Source organism: Virgibacillus sp. MSJ-26, from assembly GCF_018918075.1.
Taxonomy (GTDB): domain Bacteria; phylum Bacillota; class Bacilli; order Bacillales; family Amphibacillaceae; genus MSJ-26.
In genome coordinates this window covers 26,728-49,123 of sequence record NZ_JAHLPW010000023.1, presented here as the reverse complement: position 1 = coordinate 49,123, position 22,396 = coordinate 26,728, and the positions used below count along the sequence as shown (strand labels likewise).

Below are 22,396 nucleotides of genomic sequence, written 5' to 3'. Positions count from 1 at the left end.
TTTAATTGGCACCACCATTTGATTTTGCGTGGTTATAATATTGGACTCCGAATTGAGAACCCTCAGAAACCATTTTTGCATTTTCTAACTGTGCCAAGTCCTTGTTACCGGTTTGGTCTGGCACACCTGCATTTTCAAAAGTACTCATTTTATTATTTTCATTTTGCTTGTTTACAAAGAATGATATTGCTACTGCACTTAGTGCTCCAACTCCCGAAGCAATTAACAATAAACGTTTATTCATTAATATCGTCCTTTCCATTGAAGGTTTACTCTTATATTCCCCACTTATTATTAAATAAAACACCTCTTCAGCTGTGTTTAGAATAATATTTTATGTTATAGTTATGAAATAGATAGAGTTTTAGAGGTGATAAAATGCAGGTTAAATGTACACTTTGCGATAAAGTAGAACATTTGAAAGATGATTCCTTTACAGCCAAAAGATTAAGAAATCGTAGGCTTAATTTATATATGTGTGCAGAATGTCATAAACGTATCGAGGAAAGAACAAAACAGCGCCATTCTACCGGAAAATTTCATCTATACAAAGATAAATATAAACATGATGATTTTATATAACAACATCGAAGCCCGAACAATGACTTGATACTGGTGTCATTGTTCGGGCTTGATTTTTTCATTTATTATGTTACATGCTATTAATTACCAACTTTTGTCGCTTTACGCTCCTGATGGAGGCGGAAACGATATATTCCTAACACAAAGGATATAATAATTAAAACTTCTGTAATAGGAAATCTAACCAAACTGAATATAGTAAGAATTACAGTCCCTACTGCTAGCATAATATAAACAAATATACTTTTTATTAACGGAAGCTCTCTAGCGAAACCGAGTTTATATGATATTGCTGCAAAAATTAAATTAAGTACATAGAAAATACCTATTATATGGTCTGCTCCGAAGTGATTATAAATAAAATCAAAAATGATGGCACCCATTTTCTGCCCTCCAAATATTTATTAATAAATTAATTCTGTCTCGCATGTATTTAAATCATAACTATCATACTAAATATCACTGTAAGATTCCAGTTTCACTTCGCTATTGTTATGTAAGAGCTTTGTACATTTTAGTTATTTAATATATACTTGGATATAGAAAACAGGGGTGCAATCATATGAAAAACATTAATATTCCAGCACTATTATTAGCGACATTAGTAACTATGATGTTCGTGGGAGTCGGCATAGCAATTTCCTACAAAAGCATTACATTTATCTTGATATTTTTATTATTAGGATTTTTAATAATGGGTTATGCCATATCAAAAAAACAAAAACGAAAGTGACTCTCTTATTGCTATGAGAGTCACTTTTTTCCTTTTTTGAAATAATCTTTAGAAATTGAATCATGAATGTTCGGATGGCAGGTTAAAACAGAGCTTTTTAAGAGCATATTTATTGGTTCACCTTCCATATTTGTCGTTATCCCTCCTACTTCATTGACTATAACGATTCCTGCGGCAATATCCCATGGAGAAAGCTGCATTGTTAAATAGCCATCCATAATACCTTCTGCCACATATGCAAATTCTAAAGCTGCGGACCCGTAAGTTCTTGTTCCACGTACTGTTTTCACAAGGCCTTGCATGACCTTTTCATCAACTAGTCTATTTTCGCATAGCCAGAAATGATTAAGGCCAAGAATAGCTTCATTAAGATTTACTCCCTTATCAAGTTTAGGTAGAGGCACTCCATTTTTCTTAGCACCTTCATTTCTTTTGGCACTATATAAAACATCAGCAATGACGTCATAAATAAGACCTATCTCTCCTACCCCATCATGATAAATCCCGATTGAAATGGCAAAGTTTCTTTTCTGATGAATAAAGTTCATAGTTCCATCAATTGGATCAATAATCCAGACAGTTCCTTCTAGTGTATCCAGTCTATCTCCGTATCCTTCTTCACTTAAGATGCGATGACTAGGATAAGTATTCCTTATTTTTGATGCGAAATAGGCTTCTGTTGAACTATCAACCGCTGTTACTAAATCATTAGGATTAGATTTTGTTTGAATATCAAGAGGTCCATTGATCTTGCTGAGAATTTCTTCTCCTGCCTCATAAATCCATTCTTTTGCCTGTTGATAGACACTTTCTTTTTGATTAATATCCATACTACTTCCTCCACTTCCATACTTCATTTTTTGCTCTCACTCTAACCTTATCAAATAGTCGGAGGACAGTCATATTTATGGAAGTACATTTAGATAAACCTTATAAATTAGATTCTTTTTCTATTTCTATTTTTTTAAGGCGTAAATCTTTAAGTTTTTCTTTTGCTTTTATAATCTGAACTGTATCATTGGCTTGTAAGGCTTCAAAGAGTGTAAGAAGTTCATAATCAATTTCCATCAAGATAACGGGTAATTGTTCTATCAATTCTTGTTTTCTAAATGCCTCCATAACAAACTTCATTTTTATCACCCTCTCATTTTTAAACTGTTTCTAATCAAAGTTACTGTTCATCTTTAATTCCTTTAATATATGATGTTTTTTTAATTTTCGTTAACTCCCCATTCATCTTAGTTATGTTACTTATTACCCAAAATATTCTTATTTTAAACGAATGAGTCGAGCGCTATATCTTGACTTGACTGATTATATACTCAATAATAGATGATATATTTTTAGAAATGAAAGGTTGAGGTATATGCAATTTAATGGTTTTACTCAAAATGACTTTTCTGTTTTTAATATAGATGGTTTAGAGAATAGAATGAGTGCCATCCAAACGAGGATCCAACCAAAATTTAAAAAATTAGGTACTGAACTTGTCGAAGATCTTTCTGTTCAACTTGGGAATGAAATGTTTCTTCATATTGCTAAACATGCCCGAAGAACAGTCAATCCACCTCAAGATACCTGGTTAGCCATAGCAGATAATAAACGTGGCTATAAAAAACATCCCCATTTCCAAGTCGGATTATTTGATGATCATTTATTCATTTGGTTAGCTTTCATATATGAATTAGAAGGTAAAGAAAACATTGCGGATATGTTTATTAAAAATTTCAATACATTAAAAGAACTGCCTACAGAGTTCAGCGTTTCCCTTAATCATATGAAGAAAGATAGTGTTAATATAGCTGATATAAAACTAGAACATTTAGAACGTTTTAAAAACGTAAAGAAAGCCGAGTTTTTAATAGGCAAACATCTAGCTGCTGAAGATCCAAGAGTAGAAAATGGCGATGTATTGCTGTCCACCATAAAAGATACATTCCATACGCTTATTCCATTTTACCAAAAATCACTTAAAATTAGATGAACAACGTCTAATTAAGGCTTAACAATGAAAATAAAACCGAACAATGAATTATTAATAATTCATTGTTCGGTCACTTGATATTATCCATTTTCTTAGCGAAGAATAAACATGATGAAAAACATATTTTTCGCTTTTTTATTTTTTCATTGAAATAGCCTTTTGGTTTGATTCTCTCGCCTTTTTAATCGTATGATAGCCTGAATAACCTGATTCCTTTTTAAATTGAGCAAGTACTTGTTTTTCTTCACTTTTGGATGGTATTACTCTTTTAAATTTTCTATAAGCAGTTATAACATCATCACGTGCTATTGTTGATTCGTATGCTTTTTCAATCATTGTTAAAAAACCTATAACATCAATGACTTCATCCTTCGACCAATTTATATCAATTGGATAATGATATCCCATAGCTTAATTCACCTCAATTTGACCATTTTTTTCTGATTTCAGTAGCGTCGTTGATAATTTGGTCAATCAACTCTTGAACAGTAGGAATATCGTTTATGCCCGCCACTCCTTGGCCAGCCCAACCATACCCTTCTTCCTTTTTCCCTTTGTGAATGTATTGTTTATTGGCAGTACCACTTATGTAATCTTTTAATGCATCATAATTAGGCTCTTTCTCCTCAATTTCAATAATTCGCTCAGTCCATCTGTTATTTAAAGCACGAGCTGGAGCACCGATAGACCTTTTAATCACTATTGTAGCTGTTTCATCTGCTTCAATGATTGCTTGTTGATACTTAGGATGTGCATAGCTACATTCTTTAGTCGCTATAAACCTTGTCCCCATTTCTATCCCCTCTGCACCGAGTGCTAAAGCGGCCATCAATCCTCTACCATCAATAATACCACCAGATGCGATAACAGGGATGGACACGTGATCAGCGACTTGTGGTGTTAAGACAATTGTTCCTGTGTCAGCACGTCCAATATGTCCTCCCCCTTCCTGTCCAACGACCATAACTGCATCTGCCCCTAGTTCTTCTGCTTTTTGCGCTTGACGCTTTGCAGCAACTAAGACTAGTTTTTTAATGCTTGTCCCTTTAACCATATCTAAAATACCCTGTGGATTGCCTCCAGTAACTGAGATAACAGGGACACTTTCATCGATGGCTACTTTTACCATATGTTCAAATGGACGGTTATGTTGGCCAATTGCAAAATTAACACCAAATGGTTTAGTAGTTAAGCTTTTAACTCGTTTAATCTCTTGCCTTAATTGATCTTCATTCTCTAGGCTCATTGCAGTAATTTGGCCTAAGCCTCCTGCATTAGAAACGGCAGCTGCGAGCTCAGCATACGCTAAATGAGCGAGTCCACCCTGAATAATCGGATATTTTATATTTAATAAATCCGTAACCTTAGTCTTCCATTCCATAAATTCCATCCCTCCATAACTTAATACTCTAGTTTTTTTGCTTCTTTATACTATCCTATCATTTTATAGTCAGAACAATGAGCGAAATATTTTTCTTTAAATTAATAATGGTTCCGAAAACAAAAGTTTGAGATCGGAACCATTTTAATTACTGAAGTGCTTTATTTATTCTGTTTTTATTGTATGTGGATCGACCAATTCGTATCCTTGTTCCCTAAGACCTGTGACGATGTCTTCTAAAGCTTTTGCTGTCCATTCACGATCATGCATTAACAAGTTTGATCCATTGGACAACAACTCAGTATTAAGCATTATCTCGGTTATTGCTTCTTTTGTCTGATACTCCTCTTCCCAGTCATATCCATAAGACCAGTTCATAAGAGTCATACCTTCTTCTTTAGCAATTTTCTTTGTATAGTCTGTATTAGCGCCATTGGGTGCCCTAAAGAATTTGGGGCGTTCATCAAGTGCATCTTCAACAAGGTCATTTAATTCAACAATTTCTTCCTTTTGTTCTTCTTCTGAAAGATCCGGTAAATATGCATGAGTTACTGTGTGGTTACCAATCATAAATCCCATATCTCGTATTTCTTTAAGCTCCTCTTTTTTTTCAGGAGTTTCTAAAAAATGCCCATTCACAAAGAAGATAGCTGGTGCATCCAATTCTTTTAGCGTATGTGCCATTTCCAATCCGTACTTATCTGGAGCATCATCTATTGTTAGAAGAACCACCTTGTCATTCGCGTTGTCAATCGGAACGATAGACCAAACATCGTTAACTTCATAAAGAGGTGTCATCGATTTTGAAACTTCTTCTTTATCGTCCTCAGCTTCTTTATCCTCTGCTATTTCTTCTTTTTCATCATTCTCCTCATTTTTGCTTGTGGATATATTATCGTTATCATCATGGTTTTCCTCATCTTTTACTTGATCAACTGAACTATCCTTGTCCTCGTTGCTACTGGATATTGAACATCCACCTATTACGAGTAAGACAATGATTATAGTTGTTGCTAGTCTTTTCAATTTCAGTTCCCTCCTTAAGAAGCCAAATTAAATCAATCCCTTCCATAATATCAAAAATAATAATAGAAAAAAACATTAACCTTTTATACATTAAAAATCTGTTTATCTTATATCAATCAAGGGTAATATTCGTTAATAACGAAATTGTACGCATTATCTCCATATAAAAGTAAAGAATAAGTGTAGTTTACTAAAATTAAATGTAAATACTTTAAAAAATTTATATGCTTGTTAGAATGTAGTAGTGACTTTATACATACAAGAAATAATGAAGGGAGTACAGTTATGAATAAAGTAACCAAAGTATTTTATATTTCAGTTATTGTCTCAATTTTATTTATAATTTGGGGGGTTATCCCGTCTAGTGTATTACCACATGGAAATTTAGATAATGTAACTGAAATAATTCAGGGATTTTTAGTTGATAAGTTTGGTTGGTTTTACTTATTAAGCGCAACAGGTTTCCTTGGCTTTGCTATATATCTGATCTTTTCAAAATATGGGAATATTAAGCTTGGTAAACCTAATGACGAACCAGAATACTCTTACATAACATGGTTTGCCATGTTATTTAGTGCAGGTATGGGAATCGGTTTAGTATTCTGGGGAGCCGCCGAACCGTTGTCTCATTTTCACAATCCACCATTCGGTGAGCCTGGGACTGAGGATGCAGCTAAAAATGCGTTGCAATATAGCTTTTTCCACTGGGGATTGCATCCATGGGGTGTATACGCCGTATTGGCACTGGCGCTCGCCTTTTTTAAGTTCCGTAAACAGGCACCCGGCCTAATCAGTGCAATCTTAGAACCATTATTTGGCGATCGTATGAAAGGAACTCTAGGAATCATCATTGACTTTATAGCAGTCTTTGCAACTGTATTTGGCGTTGCAACATCATTAGGTTTCGGTGCCATTCAAATTAGTGGAGGCTTATCCTATGTATTTGGTGCATCTGAGAGTTTTATGGTGGAACTTCTTATTATTATTGCAGTGACAGTCCTCTACCTTGTATCAGCAATGACAGGACTTAATAAAGGTATTAAGTATCTTAGTAACACTAATTTAATTTTAGCCTTTTTATTAATGCTATTCGTCTTAGTGCTGGGACCGACTACTTTTATCATGAAGTCCTTTACCACAACAATTGGTAGTTATATACAGAACTTACCAAGTATGAGCTTAAGAATGACACCTTTTAGTAATGAAAATTCTGTTTGGATTAAAGACTGGACCATTTTCTACTGGGCATGGTGGATTGCTTGGGCACCATTTGTTGGTACGTTTATAGCACGTGTTTCACGAGGTAGAACAATCAAAGAATTTGTTTCCGGGGTCCTGCTTGTTCCTACACTATTTGGAGCATTATGGTTTACAGTTTTTGGAGGAGCATCATTAAACCTTGAGTTCTTTCAAGATGCAAATATCATTGAAGATATAAACAATCTCGGGACAGAATCAGCATTATTTTCAATGCTTGAGCATTATCCATTGACAGGCTTTGTGTCATTGATTGCTATATTACTGATCAGTACATTTTTTATCACATCAGCAGACTCAGCAACTTTTGTACTAGGCATGCAAACAACAGGTGGTAGCTTATATCCTGATAACCGCGTTAAATTAATATGGGGAATTATTCAATCGGGTGCGGCAACCGTTCTTTTATGGCAAGGCGGTCTGGAGGCATTACAGACTGCATCAATTATAGCTGCATTTCCATTTGCCATAATCCTCATACTTGTGATTATTTCCTTGTTAAAAGCGTTAAGAATTGAGAATGAAGAATTACAACAGAGGAAAAAGAGAAGAAGTCAAGCTAAAAGAATATAATTAACATGATTAGTTAACAATTTAACCTTAAAAAAAGAGGGTCGCGAATGCAACCCTCTTTTTAATATTATATTTTATAGCATATGCACTGGCGTACCAAGGGCAATTTCTGCTGCTTCCATGGTCATTTCGCCTAGTGTTGGGTGAGCATGAATCGTTAATGCAATATCTTCTGCTGTCATACCCGCTTCGATTGCTAGACCAATCTCAGCGATAATATCACTAGCGTTTACACCCGCAACTTGACCGCCAATAACTAGTCCGTCTTCTTTTCTAGTTACAAGCTTAACAAACCCATCTGTATCATTAAGTGATAAAGCACGTCCATTTGCAGCAAATGGGAATTTAGAAGCTTTCACTTCATAACCAGCATCTTTTGCTTGTTTTTCATTAAAACCTACTGATGCAAGTTCAGGCTCAGAAAAGACAACTTCAGGAATACCTAAATAATCTATTTCAGATTTTTCACCATTGATTGCTTCAGCTGCAATTTTTGCCTCATATGAAGCTTTATGGGCGAGAGGTTTTCCTGCTACAATATCGCCGATAGCATAAATGTTACCTTTATTTGTGCGACACTGCTTATCAATTTTAATAAGTCCTTTTTCGTCAACGTCAATACCTACTTGATCTAAGCCAATTTCTTCAGTATTTGGGCGACGACCTACTGTAACAAGTACATAATCAGCATCTAAGGTCTCTTCTTTACCTTTTGCTTCATAGGTAACCTTAACGCCTTTATCACTTTCTTCTGCACTTTTCGCAGTCGCTTCAGTGATAATTTTTACACCTTTTTTCTTCAAGTTACGTTTTACAAGTTGTGACATCTGCTTTTCAAAGCCACCTAAAATGTCTTTCGTTCCTTCTAAAATTGTTACTTCTGTACCAAAGTTAGCATAAGCTGTCCCTAATTCAGTACCGATGTAACCTCCACCAACAACAACAAGCTTTTCAGGTACTTCTTTAAGATTTAAAGCACCAGTTGAGTTAATAATACGTTCTGAAAATTTAAAGCCTGGAATTTCGATTGGTGTTGAACCTGTTGCTATAATACAATGTTTAAAAGTGTAGGTTTGAGAATTTTTTTCATCCATCACACGTACTTTATGATCATCAACAAAGTATACTTCACCTTTGACAATATCAACTTTATTTCCTTTTAATAAACCTTCGACCCCTGAAGTCAATTTGTTTACAACTTTTCCTTTCCATTCTTGCACTTTGGAAAAGTCTACTGACACGTTGTCTGTAGTAATACCCAAATCTTCGCTACCCTTTGCTTTTTGAGCAGAATGTCCTGCTTCAATAAGTGCTTTGGAAGGTATACATCCTACGTTTAAGCACACGCCTCCCAAATCCCCTTTATCAACGATTGTTACTTTTTGTCCTAGTTGGGCAGCACGGATGGCAGCTACATAACCGCCAGGTCCTGCACCAATAACTAATGTGTCTAATTCAATTGGGAAATCTCCTACTACCATACTCTACGCCTCCATCATAATTAATTGCGGATCGCTTAATAGTCGCTTGATTTGATTTAAGGCTAACTGTGCTGTTGCACCATCTACAATACGGTGGTCAAAACTTAGTGATAATGCAAGGACTGGAGCAACAACTACCTCTCCATTACGGACAACTGGTTGTTCTGCTATACGACCTATACCAAGTATAGCTGCTTCGGGATAGTTAATAACAGGAGTAAACCATTTACCACCAGCTGAGCCTATATTAGTAATGGTGCTTGAAGCGCCTTTCATCTCGTCTGGTGCTAGTTTACCATCTCTAGCCTTTTCTGCCAATTCATTTATTTCTTTTGAAATTTCAAAGATAGACTTACGATCAGCATTTTTAACAACAGGTACAAGTAGTCCTCTGTCAGTGTCAGCCGCAATACCAATATTATAGTAATGCTTTTGAACAATCTCATCTGTTTCATCATCAACTGACGCATTCAAGATTGGATATTGTTTCAAAGCAGAAACAAGGGCCTTTGCAACATATGGAAGATATGTCAACTTGATATCTTGTTCAGCTGCGACAGCTTTAAATTTCTTACGGTGAGCAACCAGTTCACTAACATCGACATCATCCATAAGCGTGACATGAGGCGCTTTTGTTTTGGAATTAACCATTGCTTTGGCAATAGCTTTTCGGATGTTCGTCATTTTCTCGCGTGACTCTGGGAAATCTCCTTCTGAAACAACTGGTTGTTGAGTGGATGTAGTTGTCGTTGTTTCATCAGCTCCAGCAACTTGTTCTGCTTGGTCTCCGCTTAAGAAACGATCCACATCATCTTTGAGGATACGTCCATTTTTCCCTGAGCCGGTCACCTCTTGAATTTTAACATTATTATCTCTGGCATATTTTCGTACGGACGGCATTGCAATAACGCGTCGATTGTCGTCTTCAGATTCATCACTCTGTTTTTCGTCTTGTTTTGCCATTTCTTTCTCTGTTACTTCTTCTTTCTCCTCTGATTGTGTTGTATCTTCATCTTCCGGCTCATCATCATGAGATTCATAACCTTCTGCATCAAACGTGACTAACGGATCACCTACAACAGCTACACTGCCTTCTTCTACATGTATTTTTTCTACAGTACCCTCAACAGGAGAAGGAATTTCGACAACGGCTTTATCATTTTGAACCTCACATAGAACATCGTCTTCTTTAATTTCTTTTCCTTCTTCAATAAACCACTTAACGATTTCACCTTCGTGAATACCTTCACCTATATCTGGAAGTTTAAAAACATATGACATTAAAACGACCTCCGATCTTTAATAATTGATAACTTCATTAACTTTTTCAATAATATCTTTATGATCTGGCAACCATTCATTTTCAACTGCTGCAAATGGATACACTGTATCAGGAGCTGTCACGCGTAATACCGGTGCTTCAAGGTGGAGGATGGCTCGCTCTTGAATTTCTGTGACAACATGTGAAGCAACACCCGCTTGACGCTGTGCTTCTTGAACAACAACAACTCTATTTGTTTTTTTAACTGATTCAACAATCGTATCAACATCAATTGGTGACACTGTCATTAAATCAATAACTTCAGCATTCACACCATTTTTTTCAAGTTCTTCCGCAGCTTTGAGGCTAGCATGTACCATGGCACCATAAGCAATTATCGTGACATCTGTTCCTTCACGCTTGACATCCGCCTTGCCAAGTTCAACTGTATATTCTTCCTCAGGTACTTCACCACGGAATGAACGATAAAGCTTCATGTGTTCTAAATAAATCACTGGATCATTATCGCGAATAGCTGAGATTAATAGACCTTTTGCATCATAAGGTGTTGACGGGATGACAACTTTCAATCCTGGTTGTTGGGCCATTAATCCTTCAAGCGAATCCGCATGAAGTTCAGGAGTTGCAACCCCACCTCCAAATGGTGAACGGATAGTTATTGGTGATGTATGTGTATCACCATGACGATAACGCATACGAGCCATCTGGCCATTGATTGAGTCCATAACTTCATAAACGAAACCAAAGAACTGAATTTCCGGAACAGGGCGATAACCTTGAGTTGCCAGACCAATTGATAGGCCACCAATAGCTGATTCAGCAAGTGGAGTATCAAAAACGCGATTTTCTCCAAATTCTTTTTGCAGACCTTCAGTTGCTCTAAATACGCCACCATTCTTACCTACATCTTCTCCAAAAACTAGAACATTATCATCATTTTTTAATTCGGTACGGAGTGCATCCGTTATTGCTTGAATCATAGTCATTTGAGCCATGGGTTACTTCGACTCCTTTTCTTTATATTCTTCCATTTGCTCCTGTAAGTTAACTGGAAGTTCCTCATACATATGTTCAATTAAATCTGTTACTTTTTGTTTTGGATATTTATCCGCTTGCTTGATCGCTTCTTTAATTTCTTCTTTTGCTTTTTCAATGACTTCGTTCTCTTCCTCTTCTGACCATAATTTTTTGCTTTCTAAGAACTTACGGAAGCGAACTAGTGGGTCTTTCTTTTCCCATTCAGTGTCAAGATCAGCACTACGATAACGAGTCGGGTCATCACCAGCCATTGTATGAGGTCCGTAACGATATGTTAAAGTTTCAATCATAGTTGGACCTTCTCCATTAATTGCTCTTTCACGTGCATCTTTTGTCGCTGCATACACAGCTAGCACGTCCATACCGTCTACTTGAATTCCTTCTATTCCGGCAGCTACCGCTTTTTGTGCAAGTGTTTTCGCTTTAGTTTGCTTTTCTCTAGGAACTGAGATAGCAAATCCGTTATTTTGTACGATGAAAATCACATTTGCATTAAAAGCACCTGCAAAGTTAAGACCTTCATAAAAATCTCCTTGGGATGTACCGCCATCACCAGTGTAAGTAACAGCAACGTTTTTCTTGCCTCTCATTCTGAGTCCAAGTCCCACTCCAGCTGCTTGTACATACTGTGCACCGATAATGATTTGTGGACTTAGTGCATGGACATTTTCAGGCATTTGGTTTCCGTGGAAATGTCCTCTTGAAAATAAGAAAGCTTGATAAAGAGGCAGTCCTTGCCAGATTAACTGCGGAACATCACGGTATCCTGGCAACAAGAAATCTTCTTGCTCTAATGCAAACTGACTTCCTAATTGAGAAGCTTCTTGACCAGCGGTTGGTGCATAGAAACCTAAACGTCCTTGTCTATTTAAAGCAATGGAACGTTGGTCTAAAATACGCGTATACACCATCCTTTTCATTAATTCTTTTAATTCCTCATCTGATAAATCAGGCATATCATCTTTATTGACTATTTTTCCATCTTCATTAAGAATCTGGAACATTTCGAACTTACTTTCAACACTTTCAAGTACGTGTTTCAAATCAGTTCACCTCTTCCTTTCTTTATAAATATTTTGTCTCTTTATTAGCCTTCCCTGAAAAACAAAAAATTTGTACTAACCCACTCTAAAATATATACCCTCTTGACCATTAGTTTAATCTTAATTGTCATCTGAATCCCTGTTATACTATTTCACAAGTAATAATTAGTACAATTTTTATCTCGTTTTAATTTTATCCTAAAAGGTTAATATTGGTCAACCATATCGACTCGAGTTTATAGCATATTTTTATTAAAGTATTTTATTAACGTTTTTTAAGTTTTTCCTGTTTCATCTGTTATAGTAATATTTTATAACTGTATCAGTGATTGTATTAAGGCAATCCTATTTCCACAGTTCACCTCACCATAATAATTTTGTTGACTTAAACTTAAAATATGAATAGTACTATAGACTTTCAACCAATAAAAAAGTTTTCCCTCTACTCATAGAGAGAAAACTTACTCGTCCTAGCTTTATTCTTTTTCGGCTTTATTTGCTTTATCATTTTGATAATCAACATCTAATTCAGTTGAACTGTAGAAATCCTTTTTAAGCTTGTTATATTTTTCGGTTTCTTCATTAAATTTTTCATTTGTTTCGATGACCGATTCATAATCTTCATTTAAACTATTAAGATGATCTGTTAGGTCTTCCTGCTCTGTGTCTTCTTCTATAAATAAACTATAAAGATCTTTTTCTTTTTTAAGTATAGTCATGTAAGAGTCATACAACTCATCATAAGCTTCATAACGCTCCATCATAGTGTCATACATTTTTTCTGCTTTACCCTCAGCTTCTTCATCGCTTAATTTTTTAATAAGATTCTCTGTTTTCATGAATTCGTCTTTCGATTCGGTATATCTCTCATTTTCCGCCTGTAGTAATTCTTTTCGTTTATCGATATTTTCACTAGCCTCTTTAGCAAGCTTCTTGATTTCATCATAATCATCCATTGATAAGCTAATTATTTTTTTATAAATTTCTTGCTCGTTTTGTTCGAGCTCCGTCATGGAATTTTCATTTTCATTCTCTATCTGTACAGCTTGCTCCAAGTGTTCGTGAATTTTTTCTTCTGTTGAATTGTTACAAGCGACAAGCATTAAAAGCAAGCCTATTGCCGAAAATAACAAAACTCTCTTTAACCTAGCCAAAGATTTCTCCTCCTCCAAACATCCCATTGGATTTTTTTACGCTTCCAAGTATATCATAGAATTTATGTTGGTTAAGCTAAAATATCTTGTCCATTTAATTTCTATGATATCTAGTTTATGTTTATGTTAAAATATATTAGAAAACACACGACTTGTTGCGATAAACAAAATATATAATATAAAACTTAAAGCAAAGAAATTTTTACGTGTTCATGCAAATTAATTTGTAAATATAGATAGGAGTGTAAGTTATGTTAACTATGAAAGACGTTGTAAGAGAAGGGCATCCCGCTCTTAGAAAAGTAACTGATGAAGTATCTCTTCCCCCTACTGAAGAAGAAGTAAACCTATTAAAAGACATGCTGACTTTTCTTGAGAATAGTCAAGATGAAATCGCATGTGATAAATATAATTTAAGACCGGGTGTCGGTCTGGCGGCACCGCAAATCAATGTTAATAAACGAATGATTGCAATCCACTTTGAAGATAACAAAGGTAAAATGTATAACTATGGCTTGTTCAACCCCCGCATTATCAGTCATTCAGTTGAGAAAGCTTACTTAGCTGCTGGTGAAGGATGCCTATCAGTGGATCGACCTGTTGAAGGATATGTCCCGAGATATGCGCGAGTAACTATCAAAGCAACAGATATAGACGGTAACGATTTGAAATTACGATTAAGAGATTATGCCGCCATTGTCTTTCAACATGAGATTGACCATTTAAATGGTGTTATGTTCTATGATCATATTAATAAGAATAATCCGTATGCTATTCCTGATAATGCCAAGGCTATAGAATAATTTACGTATAAGATATGTTTGCTGAGAAAAAATAAGTTAAAGTAGCAAATCTATATTGAAATATTCGAATCAAAATAGTTAGTCCTATGGCTCATTTTTTGGATTCTGTGCGGTTTATTAAAAATTTTATCAAATAAAAAGCTATTTTTATTTTAAAATCAGCCAAATCATATTATAATGGATGTAAGAGAGATTGGACGGTAATGTTTTATGCTTTTCTAGGTACCATAGAAAGGAGATGCTACCCTCATGTTAAAACGCCTAAAAGAAAAGTTAAGGAAGCGTTTAAGAGACTTTTTAGGCCGAGGACAGATTCCCACGACGTACAAGGAAAAGTAATAAATAAGCTAAGAACTAACTTTTTATTTTGCATGACAATCGGGATGTCATCATTAAATTAATAAATGAATTAATAAAATAAAGTTATTTAGTTTCGTACGTTTTCTTTACTCAATTAAGGGATAAATGTAACTACAAACGTGAGAGTGTAAAAACTACCAGGGTTTTAACCAATCAAATTGAGCACAAAAAATTTCTTTCGTTATGGAAAATTGCTCAGTTCAATTCTCAACTATATACTATTTAATTTTTGTTTTTAATAGAACATCATATTAAAGTAAATGAATTTTAACTATAAGGAGAGATGAAATGATTTACAAAGTATTATATCAGGACGATATTACAGAAGTCCCTATTAGAGAAAGAACAAAAAGCCTATTTATAGAAGCTAACTCTGAAAAAGAAGTAAGAGAAATACTAAGCGATTGCAATTATAATCTTGAATACATCCATCCAATCGAAGGCGCACACTTAGAGTATGAACAACAATCCGAAAGTTTTAAAGTGGAGAATGCTTCATAATGAAATTTGTTAAAAATGACCAAGCAGCTGTTTTCGCCCTAGGTGGATTGGGTGAAATCGGCAAGAATACGTATGGTATTCAATTTCAAGATGAGATTATCCTTGTAGATGCAGGCATTAAATTTCCAGAGGATGAATTATTAGGCATTGATTACGTTATCCCTGATTATACGTATCTTGTCCAGAATAAAGATAAAGTTAAGGGTCTCTTCATCACTCATGGACACGAAGACCATATTGGAGGTATTCCTTACCTCTTACGTGAAATCAATGTGCCCATTTACGCCGGAAAACTTGCAATCGGCTTGATTAGAAATAAGTTAGAAGAACATGGTTTATTAAGAAATGCAAAACTTATTACGATTCATGAAGATGATATTATTAAATTCCGTAAAACATCTGTTAGTTTCTTTAAAACAACACATAGTATCCCAGATTCATATGGAGTTGTTGTCAAAACACCACCGGGGAATATTGTTCATACAGGTGACTTTAAATTTGACTTCACACCAGTAGGTGAACCTGCTAATTTGACGAGAATGGCAGAGATAGGAAGAGAAGGTGTTTTATGCTTACTTTCAGATAGTACAAATAGTGAAGTACCCGGTTTTACGCTATCTGAAAAGGTTGTTGGAGAAAATATAAAAGACATCTTTAATCGAATTGATGGAAGATTAATATTTGCCACGTTTGCATCCAATATTTACCGTTTACAACAAGTTGTCGAGGCTGCCGTTAAAGCAAACAGAAAAGTGGCTGTATTCGGTCGAAGTATGGAATCAGCTATTACACTTGGACAAGAGTTAGGTTATATAAAAGCACCAAAAGATACATTTATCGACGCTAACCAAATTAATCGACTACCAGCAAATGAAGTAACGATTCTTTGTACTGGATCACAGGGTGAACCAATGGCAGCCCTATCCCGAATTGCAAATGGAACACACAGACAGATTCAAATTGCTCCTGGCGATACAGTTGTCTTTTCATCTTCACCAATCCCTGGTAATACTGTCAGTGTCAGTCGAACGATTAATAAATTATACCGAGCTGGCGCAGATGTTATCCATGGAAAACTAAGCAATATCCATACATCAGGTCATGGAAGCCAAGAAGAACAAAAACTTATGTTACGGTTAATCAAACCTAAATACTTCATGCCAATTCACGGTGAATACCGCATGTTGAAAGAACATGTTAAACTGGGAGAACAATGTGACGTACCGCAGGATAACTCATTTGTTATGGATAATGGTGACGTATTAGCCCTTGGTAAAGATACTGCAGCTGTTGCTGGAAAAATCCCTTCAGGTTCCATTTATGTTGATGGTAGTGGAATCGGTGATATCGGAAACATTGTACTACGCGATCGTCGAATTCTCTCAGAAGAAGGACTGGTTATTGTTGTTGTCAGTATCAACATGAAAGAATTCAAAATAGCTTCAGGTCCGGATATCATCTCAAGAGGTTTTGTTTATATGAGGGAATCGGAAGACTTAATTAAAGAAGCGCAAAAACTCGTCGCAATTCATTTAGACAAAGTCATGGAAAGAAAAACAACTCAGTGGTCTGAAATCAAAACTGAAATCACCGATACCATCGCTCCATTTCTATATGATAAAACTAAACGTCGTCCAATGATTTTACCTATTATTATGGAAGTTTAAATTAATAAAGCACAAAAAAGGGTCAGGTTAATCCTGACTCTTTTTTGATTTCCTTTAATAATGGTCCTAGAAGTTGTTTGTCCTAATGCAAGTAAGGCGCAAGTTCTACTAATTTCTCCTCCGGCAACGCCTTCTCAATCATGGGAAAAACAACCCGTTCTTCCCTTCTTATATGCTTTTCTAATAACATACCAAGTTGCTGCATGTTATTTATATCTCTATTACTTTCTTTTAAAATTCTGTGTATCCCTGACCTTATTTGAACATGCTCTAATAACATAGCTACTATCTCGGGATGATTAATACTTGCAAATGCCGCATAGCTTGGCAGTAATATTTCTTCCTCTTCGCGAAAATGCTCTTGCCCATCTGGCTCCCAAAACTCTCTCGCATCCTGAACTATTTCTTCTATCGTTAATTTACTTTTTTCTGTCCCGGCTCGTTTAAGTTTAAGTGCAAGATGGAGCCCTATCATATGATGGCGTGATAAAGGTTTTAATGATTCATGACGCTTAATGCCTCTACGTTTAGACACCACAACATCTCCTCTCATAATGTAGCACTTTCTACAGCAAAAGTTTTCTTATTCTTAATGAAAATAAACATAGATTTGAACACCATAATACATGAACAACACCTTCGTGCCCTATATTGTGCAGCCGAACATGACTAACTGACAACCTGCAACAAATACTTACTATTATAACTATATCAAAATTCTAAAAAGAAACTACCTCTAACAGAATTCCTATGAAAGCAAATAAATCGAGATGAAGGCACATAGGTATGGATGAGGACGCATAGAGTCAAGATGAAGACGCATAGGACTGAATGAGGGTGCATTGCATAGACCAGTTCGCAACAAATGCTTTACCACGTTAGTTTATCTTTAAAACAGTAGTACTATAAACACTTACGAATTATGATTAAAAAACGATTCAGAGTTATACTGAATCGTTTTTTGATGAGTAAATATCAAATTATTCATCAATAACAAGATGTTTTTCAAAACGTGAGATATCTTTATCAGCTCCGATAACAATAAGAACATCATTTGCTTTTAAAGTATCTTCAGCGCTCGGGGATACGTTGATATCATCCCCTCGTTTAATTGCTACGACGTTACAACCGTAGTTAGCACGTATATCAAGATCTACCAGTGATTTACCTAGCATCTTTTTTCCTGCTTTTACTTCGACTATACTATGTTCATCAGAAAGCTCAAGATAATCAAGAATATTATTAGATATGATATTATGGGCAATCCGTTTCCCCATATCCCTCTCCGGATGAACGACTTGTTGTGCACCAATTTTATTAAGTATTTTTTCATGATAATCATTATTGGCTTTAACTGTAATCATGTTAATACCTAAATCAGTTAGAATCACTGTCGTTAAAATACTTGCTTGGATATTATCTCCTATAGCAACTATCACATGATCTATATTTTTTAAGCCTAATTCTTTCAATGTCGATTCGTCAGTAGAATCAGCGATAACGGCGTGAGAGGCAATGTTTTTATACTCATTGACTTTATCTTCATTTTTATCAATAGCTAAAACATCCATTCCCTCTTCACTTAACTCTTTGCAAATGCTTCCACCAAATCTCCCTAAGCCTATAACGGCGTAGTCTCGTTTCATAATTTATCCTCCATCTTCTACCTCATTCCATTAAAGTTTACCACAGAAGTAGTTATGGGTGTACCCGAAAATATCTGAATGATTTTAGATTGCATCAAGCATTTGGAATTGTGATTTTACTAAATCAAAATATTCACCCTTAAGTGCAATTAATTCATCATGATTACCACTTTCTAAGATACGACCATTTTCAAGCACAAATATATTATCCGCTTCTCTTATAGTTGATAACCGATGGGCAATCATAATGGCTGTACGTCCTTTTAAAAGCCTTCCTAATGCTTTTTGGATTTTCACTTCTGTTTCAGTATCAATACTAGCAGTCGCTTCATCCAGTATTAATATACTTGGATCTGCAAGTAATGCTCTTGCAAAAGAAAGTAACTGTTTTTCACCGGCAGATAATATACTTCCTCTTTCTTCAACTTCTGTTTGATACCCATTTGCCAGACGGGCAATAAAGTCATCTGCACCCACCACTTTAGCTGCTTCAATAACTTCTTGGTCTGTGGCTTCTGGTCGGCCAAAGCGAATATTTTCCATAATGTTACCTGAAAAAATAAACGTGTCTTGTAAAACGACACTTATTCGCTCTCGCAAACTTTTTAGTTCAACCTCTCGTAAATCGTAATCATCAATTTTAACTGATCCTTTCGTAGGGTCATAAAATCGACTGATTAAATTGGCGATTGAAGACTTTCCGCTTCCCGTATGACCAACAAGCGCTATCGTTTCTCCTTCCTTCACAGATAGAGAAATATCGTGTAAAGCTATTCTTTCGTTATCGTAAGAAAATTGAACTTGATTAAACTCAATTTGTCCCCTCATATTATTAAAGACATGAGGGTTTTCAATTTCTTTAACATTAGGTTGTTCATCAAGGAATTCGAAAATCCTTTCCGATGCTGCCATCGCCATTAATAATTGATTATACATTTGACCGAGCCGAGATATTGGTTCCCAAAACATACCTAAAAAGAAAGCGAAAGTAACGAAAGTTCCTATCTGGATATCTCCTTGAAGAATGAGAAACGCACCATATGATATTAAAATAATCGTCCCTATAGCGTTACACATTTCAACCACTGGACTGAACATAGCACTCTTCTTTACAGCGTCATTGAAGCTGTCATAATTGTCTTGATTTACTCCTTCGAAAAACTCTGTATTTTCTTTTTCTTGGGTAAATGATTGTGTAATCCTAATACCCTGGATACTTTCATTTAAATGCGAATTCAATCGAGATTGCTGAATCCGAGTATATTGCCATGAACGCCTTATGTTACGCCTTAATTTTGTCGATATATAAAACATTAAAGGAATAATAACCATAATGGCTAAGGCTAATTTTGGACTTAAGGCTATCAAGATAACGATAATTCCAGTTAACATTACAATATCCATGAGTAAATTAATAATTCCATTTGTAAATAACTCTTGGAGTGAGTTAATATCATTCATAATCCGAACGAGTATAGATCCCTCTGAACGTGAGTCAAAGAACCGATGTGACAATCGTTGGACATGCGAAAATAAATGTTTCCTCAAATCATATATGACATTTTGCCCGAGCACATTCACCCATTTGATTCTAAGTGTATTACCAACATAACTTAGTAAATATAAAACACTAATTCCTATGACCAAATAAGTTAATAATGTGGTGTCTTTATTAGCCACGGCTATATCAATCGCTACTTTACCAATGAGTATAGGAACAATTAGACGGACAGCTGTGGACACGAGCATAGCAATAATTGCACCTGGCAAATAACTTTTAGAGTAAGGTTTTAAATAAGCAAGTAAACGCAGCATCTGCTGCCAGTTAAACGGCTTTTCAACGGCACGATCGACTGTATAAGAAAACCGTTTTAAGTGCGAGCTTTGTTTTGTATTAGACTTAGACATGTTTTTCACTCCTTTAATTAACTATTCCCATAATGGCTTTTCTGTCTTGATACTGAATGTCAAAAATATGCTGATAAGGCCCATTATTACTCACTAAAAAGTCATGAGTTCCCCGTTCAACAATTTCACCTTCATCCAACACCAATATTTCATCTGCATGTTTAAGTGACGAGATACGGTGGGCTATAATAAATGAGGTCCTCCCATCCATCACTTCTTTCAAAGCTTTTTGGATTTTAAATTCAGTTTCCATATCAACAGCAGAAGTAGCGTCATCTAGGATCAAAACACTTGGGTTAATACAAATAGCTCTAGCAATTGCTATTCTTTGTTTTTGTCCTCCTGATAAGCCCATACCACGCTCACCTAACATCGTGTCATATCCCTTTGGCATTTCCATGATGAAGTCATGAGCTTGGGCTCTCTTAGCTGCATCAATAATTTGTTCTTCTGAAACATCAGGGCAACCATAGGTTATGTTTTCACGAATTGAAGTTGAAAATAAAAAAGATTCCTGCAACACAAAGCCAATATACCTTCTTAACGTTTTCAACTTATATTCATCAACCGGTCTATTATCTAAAAGAACCTGCCCTTCTTCTGGTTCGTAAAAACGGGTTATTAATTGAGTTATACTCGTTTTCCCAGATCCGGTAGCACCAATCAATCCTATTGTTTTACCTGGAGGCGCGTCAAAAGTAATATTTTTTAATGCGTGATCATCGTTTTCTGTATAAGTCAAAGTGACATTGTCGAAAGTTACATGCCCTTTAATTGGTGTTTCAATAGCATTTTCTTTTTCCCTAACATCCTCTTTAGCATCCAAAATTTCAATAAGCCGTTCACCTGATGCTTTAGCTTGTGAAAACTGGTTCACAACAAAGCCGAGATTCATTAATGGCCCCATAATATACCAAACCAAACTAAAGAATGCGACCAGTTCACCTAAAGCTAATTGATTATCGATAACTAAAAAGCCACCATAAGCTAATAAAACCACTGCACAGAAATCTCCAATGAATTCCATAAGTGGAAAATACTTCGACCAAATAGACGCAGTTTTCAAATAATCTTGGCGATAGTTATTATTGCTGTTTGAAAAACGATCGATTTCAAAATCTTCCCTAGATAAAGATTTAACAGTATGCATACCACTTATATTTTCTTGAACACGAGTATTCAGCCTTCCTAAAGACTTTCGAATATTTCGGAATGCTGGGTGAACCCGTTTGTCAAATCTAAGTACGACAAAAGTTAAAAATGGCATCGCAGCCATGGTGACAATTGCTAGTGGAATTGAATAGTAAAACATAACACTCAAACTAAATAAAATTAAGAAAACAATTCGGAGCAATTCAGAGAATCCGACCGAAAGAAAAAACCGAAAGCCCTCCACATCTGCTGTCAATCTTGACATTAAATCTCCCGTTTTAGCATTATCATAATATTTAAAAGATAAAACTTGAAGTTTCTTATACAACGAATCCCGTAAATCATATACGACAGTTATTCCAAATAAATCACCAAGGTACTGATGGTAATATGTTGAAAGACCTTTAATAAGCATTAATATTAAAAAGAATCCTGATATGTACGGTATCAACGAATATTTATTCTTTATAACCACTTCATCTATCGTTAACTGCAATACCATTGGATACACGACCGTAATTCCTGTGACGAATAATAAAAAGAACAATGAAATAAAAAAATACTTTTTATAAGGCCAATAATATTGCTTTAGCCTTTTGAATGTATCCATACTGTTTCCCCCTTATGTTGTTTAATAATATAGACTTTCCCAATAACTTGTCACTCTCCTTTTAATTTAATTCGAGTATCTAAGTATTTTACAACATCTTTAACAAAAAATAAAGATATTAGAAATTTTTCTGTAAAATTATTTTAAAGGATTTAAAACTGTCTTCTTCGATATAAAGTTCATGAAATAGTTAATCATTTAGCATCAATGAATGA

The 22,396-nt window shown here is 35.3% G+C and carries 23 protein-coding genes; 7 read left to right on the top strand and 16 right to left on the bottom strand.

Going from position 1 to position 22,396, the window contains the following annotated elements; genetic code table 11:
- Position 1 precedes the first annotated feature (1 nt).
- Positions 2 to 262 carry a hypothetical protein gene (locus tag KQI49_RS16585; protein WP_253286897.1) on the bottom strand — a complete coding sequence of 87 codons (261 nt, stop codon included), beginning with the start codon at positions 260 to 262 and terminating at the stop codon, positions 2 to 4.
- Positions 263 to 378: 116 nt separating this feature from the next.
- Here KQI49_RS16585 and KQI49_RS16580 point away from each other — a divergent pair, with 116 nt between their 5' ends.
- Positions 379 to 582, top strand: a complete 204-nt coding sequence (locus tag KQI49_RS16580) for a YlaI family protein (RefSeq protein WP_216490705.1) — start codon at positions 379 to 381, stop codon at positions 580 to 582.
- A gap of 80 nt (positions 583 to 662) precedes the next feature.
- On the opposite strand, the gene KQI49_RS16575 is transcribed toward KQI49_RS16580, so the two are convergent.
- On the bottom strand, positions 663 to 965 hold the full coding sequence (locus KQI49_RS16575; RefSeq protein WP_216490704.1) for a YlaH-like family protein: 303 nt from the start codon (positions 963 to 965) through the stop codon (positions 663 to 665).
- A gap of 179 nt (positions 966 to 1,144) precedes the next feature.
- Here KQI49_RS16575 and KQI49_RS16570 point away from each other — a divergent pair, with 179 nt between their 5' ends.
- The gene (locus KQI49_RS16570; protein WP_216490703.1) at positions 1,145 to 1,315 is read left to right on the top strand and encodes a DUF5325 family protein; all 171 of its coding nucleotides are present in this window, start codon (positions 1,145 to 1,147) and stop codon (positions 1,313 to 1,315) included.
- A 20-nt stretch (positions 1,316 to 1,335) separates the two neighbouring features.
- Here the strand turns inward: KQI49_RS16570 and KQI49_RS16565 are convergent, their stop codons facing one another.
- Both KQI49_RS16565 and KQI49_RS16560 read right to left on the bottom strand, forming a co-directional pair.
- Positions 1,336 to 2,145, bottom strand: coding sequence for an inositol monophosphatase family protein (locus KQI49_RS16565; RefSeq protein ID WP_216490702.1), 810 nt, complete (start codon positions 2,143 to 2,145; stop codon positions 1,336 to 1,338).
- A 100-nt stretch (positions 2,146 to 2,245) separates the two neighbouring features.
- Complete coding sequence (locus tag KQI49_RS16560; protein WP_216490701.1) at positions 2,246 to 2,446, bottom strand: hypothetical protein; 201 nt, start codon at positions 2,444 to 2,446, stop codon at positions 2,246 to 2,248.
- A 235-nt stretch (positions 2,447 to 2,681) separates the two neighbouring features.
- Between KQI49_RS16560 and KQI49_RS16555 the strand changes: the two genes are divergently transcribed.
- Positions 2,682 to 3,299 (top strand): YktB family protein, encoded by a 618-nt coding sequence (locus tag KQI49_RS16555; RefSeq protein WP_216490700.1) that lies wholly within the window; start codon positions 2,682 to 2,684, stop codon positions 3,297 to 3,299.
- A gap of 135 nt (positions 3,300 to 3,434) precedes the next feature.
- Here the strand turns inward: KQI49_RS16555 and KQI49_RS16550 are convergent, their stop codons facing one another.
- From KQI49_RS16550 to KQI49_RS16540, 3 genes are all read right to left on the bottom strand, one after another.
- The gene (locus KQI49_RS16550) at positions 3,435 to 3,707 is read right to left on the bottom strand and encodes a UPF0223 family protein (protein WP_216490699.1); all 273 of its coding nucleotides are present in this window, start codon (positions 3,705 to 3,707) and stop codon (positions 3,435 to 3,437) included.
- Positions 3,708 to 3,720: 13 nt separating this feature from the next.
- Positions 3,721 to 4,680, bottom strand: coding sequence for an NAD(P)H-dependent flavin oxidoreductase (locus KQI49_RS16545; RefSeq protein ID WP_216490698.1), 960 nt, complete (start codon positions 4,678 to 4,680; stop codon positions 3,721 to 3,723).
- A 165-nt stretch (positions 4,681 to 4,845) separates the two neighbouring features.
- Entirely contained in the window at positions 4,846 to 5,706 is an 861-nt protein-coding gene (locus tag KQI49_RS16540; RefSeq protein ID WP_253286896.1) for a polysaccharide deacetylase family protein, read from the bottom strand.
- A 285-nt stretch (positions 5,707 to 5,991) separates the two neighbouring features.
- Here KQI49_RS16540 and KQI49_RS16535 point away from each other — a divergent pair, with 285 nt between their 5' ends.
- The gene (locus tag KQI49_RS16535; protein WP_216490697.1) at positions 5,992 to 7,536 is read left to right on the top strand and encodes a glycine betaine uptake BCCT transporter; all 1,545 of its coding nucleotides are present in this window, start codon (positions 5,992 to 5,994) and stop codon (positions 7,534 to 7,536) included.
- Between the two features lie 74 nt (positions 7,537 to 7,610).
- On the opposite strand, the gene lpdA is transcribed toward KQI49_RS16535, so the two are convergent.
- The 5 genes from lpdA to KQI49_RS16510 all read right to left on the bottom strand — a co-directional run bounded on the left by lpdA (position 7,611) and on the right by KQI49_RS16510 (position 13,534).
- On the bottom strand, positions 7,611 to 9,017 hold the full coding sequence (lpdA, locus tag KQI49_RS16530) for a dihydrolipoyl dehydrogenase (protein WP_216490696.1): 1,407 nt from the start codon (positions 9,015 to 9,017) through the stop codon (positions 7,611 to 7,613).
- Positions 9,018 to 9,020: 3 nt separating this feature from the next.
- A complete protein-coding gene (locus tag KQI49_RS16525) occupies positions 9,021 to 10,298 on the bottom strand; it encodes a dihydrolipoamide acetyltransferase family protein (RefSeq protein WP_216490695.1) in 1,278 nt (425 codons plus the stop codon).
- A gap of 18 nt (positions 10,299 to 10,316) precedes the next feature.
- Positions 10,317 to 11,294, bottom strand: coding sequence for an alpha-ketoacid dehydrogenase subunit beta (locus KQI49_RS16520; protein WP_216490694.1), 978 nt, complete (start codon positions 11,292 to 11,294; stop codon positions 10,317 to 10,319).
- A 3-nt stretch (positions 11,295 to 11,297) separates the two neighbouring features.
- Complete coding sequence (gene pdhA / locus KQI49_RS16515; protein WP_216490712.1) at positions 11,298 to 12,341, bottom strand: pyruvate dehydrogenase (acetyl-transferring) E1 component subunit alpha; 1,044 nt, start codon at positions 12,339 to 12,341, stop codon at positions 11,298 to 11,300.
- Between the two features lie 515 nt (positions 12,342 to 12,856).
- Positions 12,857 to 13,534, bottom strand: a complete 678-nt coding sequence (locus tag KQI49_RS16510) for a YkyA family protein (RefSeq protein ID WP_216490693.1) — start codon at positions 13,532 to 13,534, stop codon at positions 12,857 to 12,859.
- Positions 13,535 to 13,785: 251 nt separating this feature from the next.
- On the opposite strand from KQI49_RS16510, the gene def reads away from it, so the two are divergent.
- The 3 genes from def (at position 13,786) to rnjA (ending at position 16,865) form a co-directional block, all read left to right on the top strand.
- Positions 13,786 to 14,337 (top strand): peptide deformylase, encoded by a 552-nt coding sequence (gene def, locus KQI49_RS16505; protein ID WP_216490692.1) that lies wholly within the window; start codon positions 13,786 to 13,788, stop codon positions 14,335 to 14,337.
- A gap of 648 nt (positions 14,338 to 14,985) precedes the next feature.
- The gene (locus KQI49_RS16500; RefSeq protein WP_216490691.1) at positions 14,986 to 15,198 is read left to right on the top strand and encodes a DNA-dependent RNA polymerase subunit epsilon; all 213 of its coding nucleotides are present in this window, start codon (positions 14,986 to 14,988) and stop codon (positions 15,196 to 15,198) included.
- Positions 15,198 to 16,865: a ribonuclease J1 gene (rnjA, locus tag KQI49_RS16495; protein WP_216490690.1), complete on the top strand. Its 1,668-nt coding sequence runs from the start codon at positions 15,198 to 15,200 to the stop codon at positions 16,863 to 16,865. The genes KQI49_RS16500 and rnjA overlap by 1 nt, the downstream gene beginning before the upstream one ends.
- An 82-nt stretch (positions 16,866 to 16,947) precedes the next feature.
- Here rnjA and KQI49_RS16490 read toward each other — a convergent pair whose 3' ends face one another.
- From KQI49_RS16490 to KQI49_RS16475, 4 genes are all read right to left on the bottom strand, one after another.
- The gene (locus tag KQI49_RS16490) at positions 16,948 to 17,400 is read right to left on the bottom strand and encodes a hemerythrin domain-containing protein (RefSeq protein WP_371817590.1); all 453 of its coding nucleotides are present in this window, start codon (positions 17,398 to 17,400) and stop codon (positions 16,948 to 16,950) included.
- Positions 17,401 to 17,845: 445 nt separating this feature from the next.
- A complete protein-coding gene (locus tag KQI49_RS16485; protein ID WP_216490688.1) occupies positions 17,846 to 18,511 on the bottom strand; it encodes a potassium channel family protein in 666 nt (221 codons plus the stop codon).
- 84 nt (positions 18,512 to 18,595) lie between these two features.
- Positions 18,596 to 20,419, bottom strand: a complete 1,824-nt coding sequence (locus tag KQI49_RS16480) for an ABC transporter ATP-binding protein (protein WP_216490687.1) — start codon at positions 20,417 to 20,419, stop codon at positions 18,596 to 18,598.
- Between the two features lie 13 nt (positions 20,420 to 20,432).
- Positions 20,433 to 22,181 (bottom strand): ABC transporter ATP-binding protein, encoded by a 1,749-nt coding sequence (locus KQI49_RS16475; RefSeq protein WP_216490686.1) that lies wholly within the window; start codon positions 22,179 to 22,181, stop codon positions 20,433 to 20,435.
- Between the last annotated feature and the right edge of the window lie 215 nt (positions 22,182 to 22,396).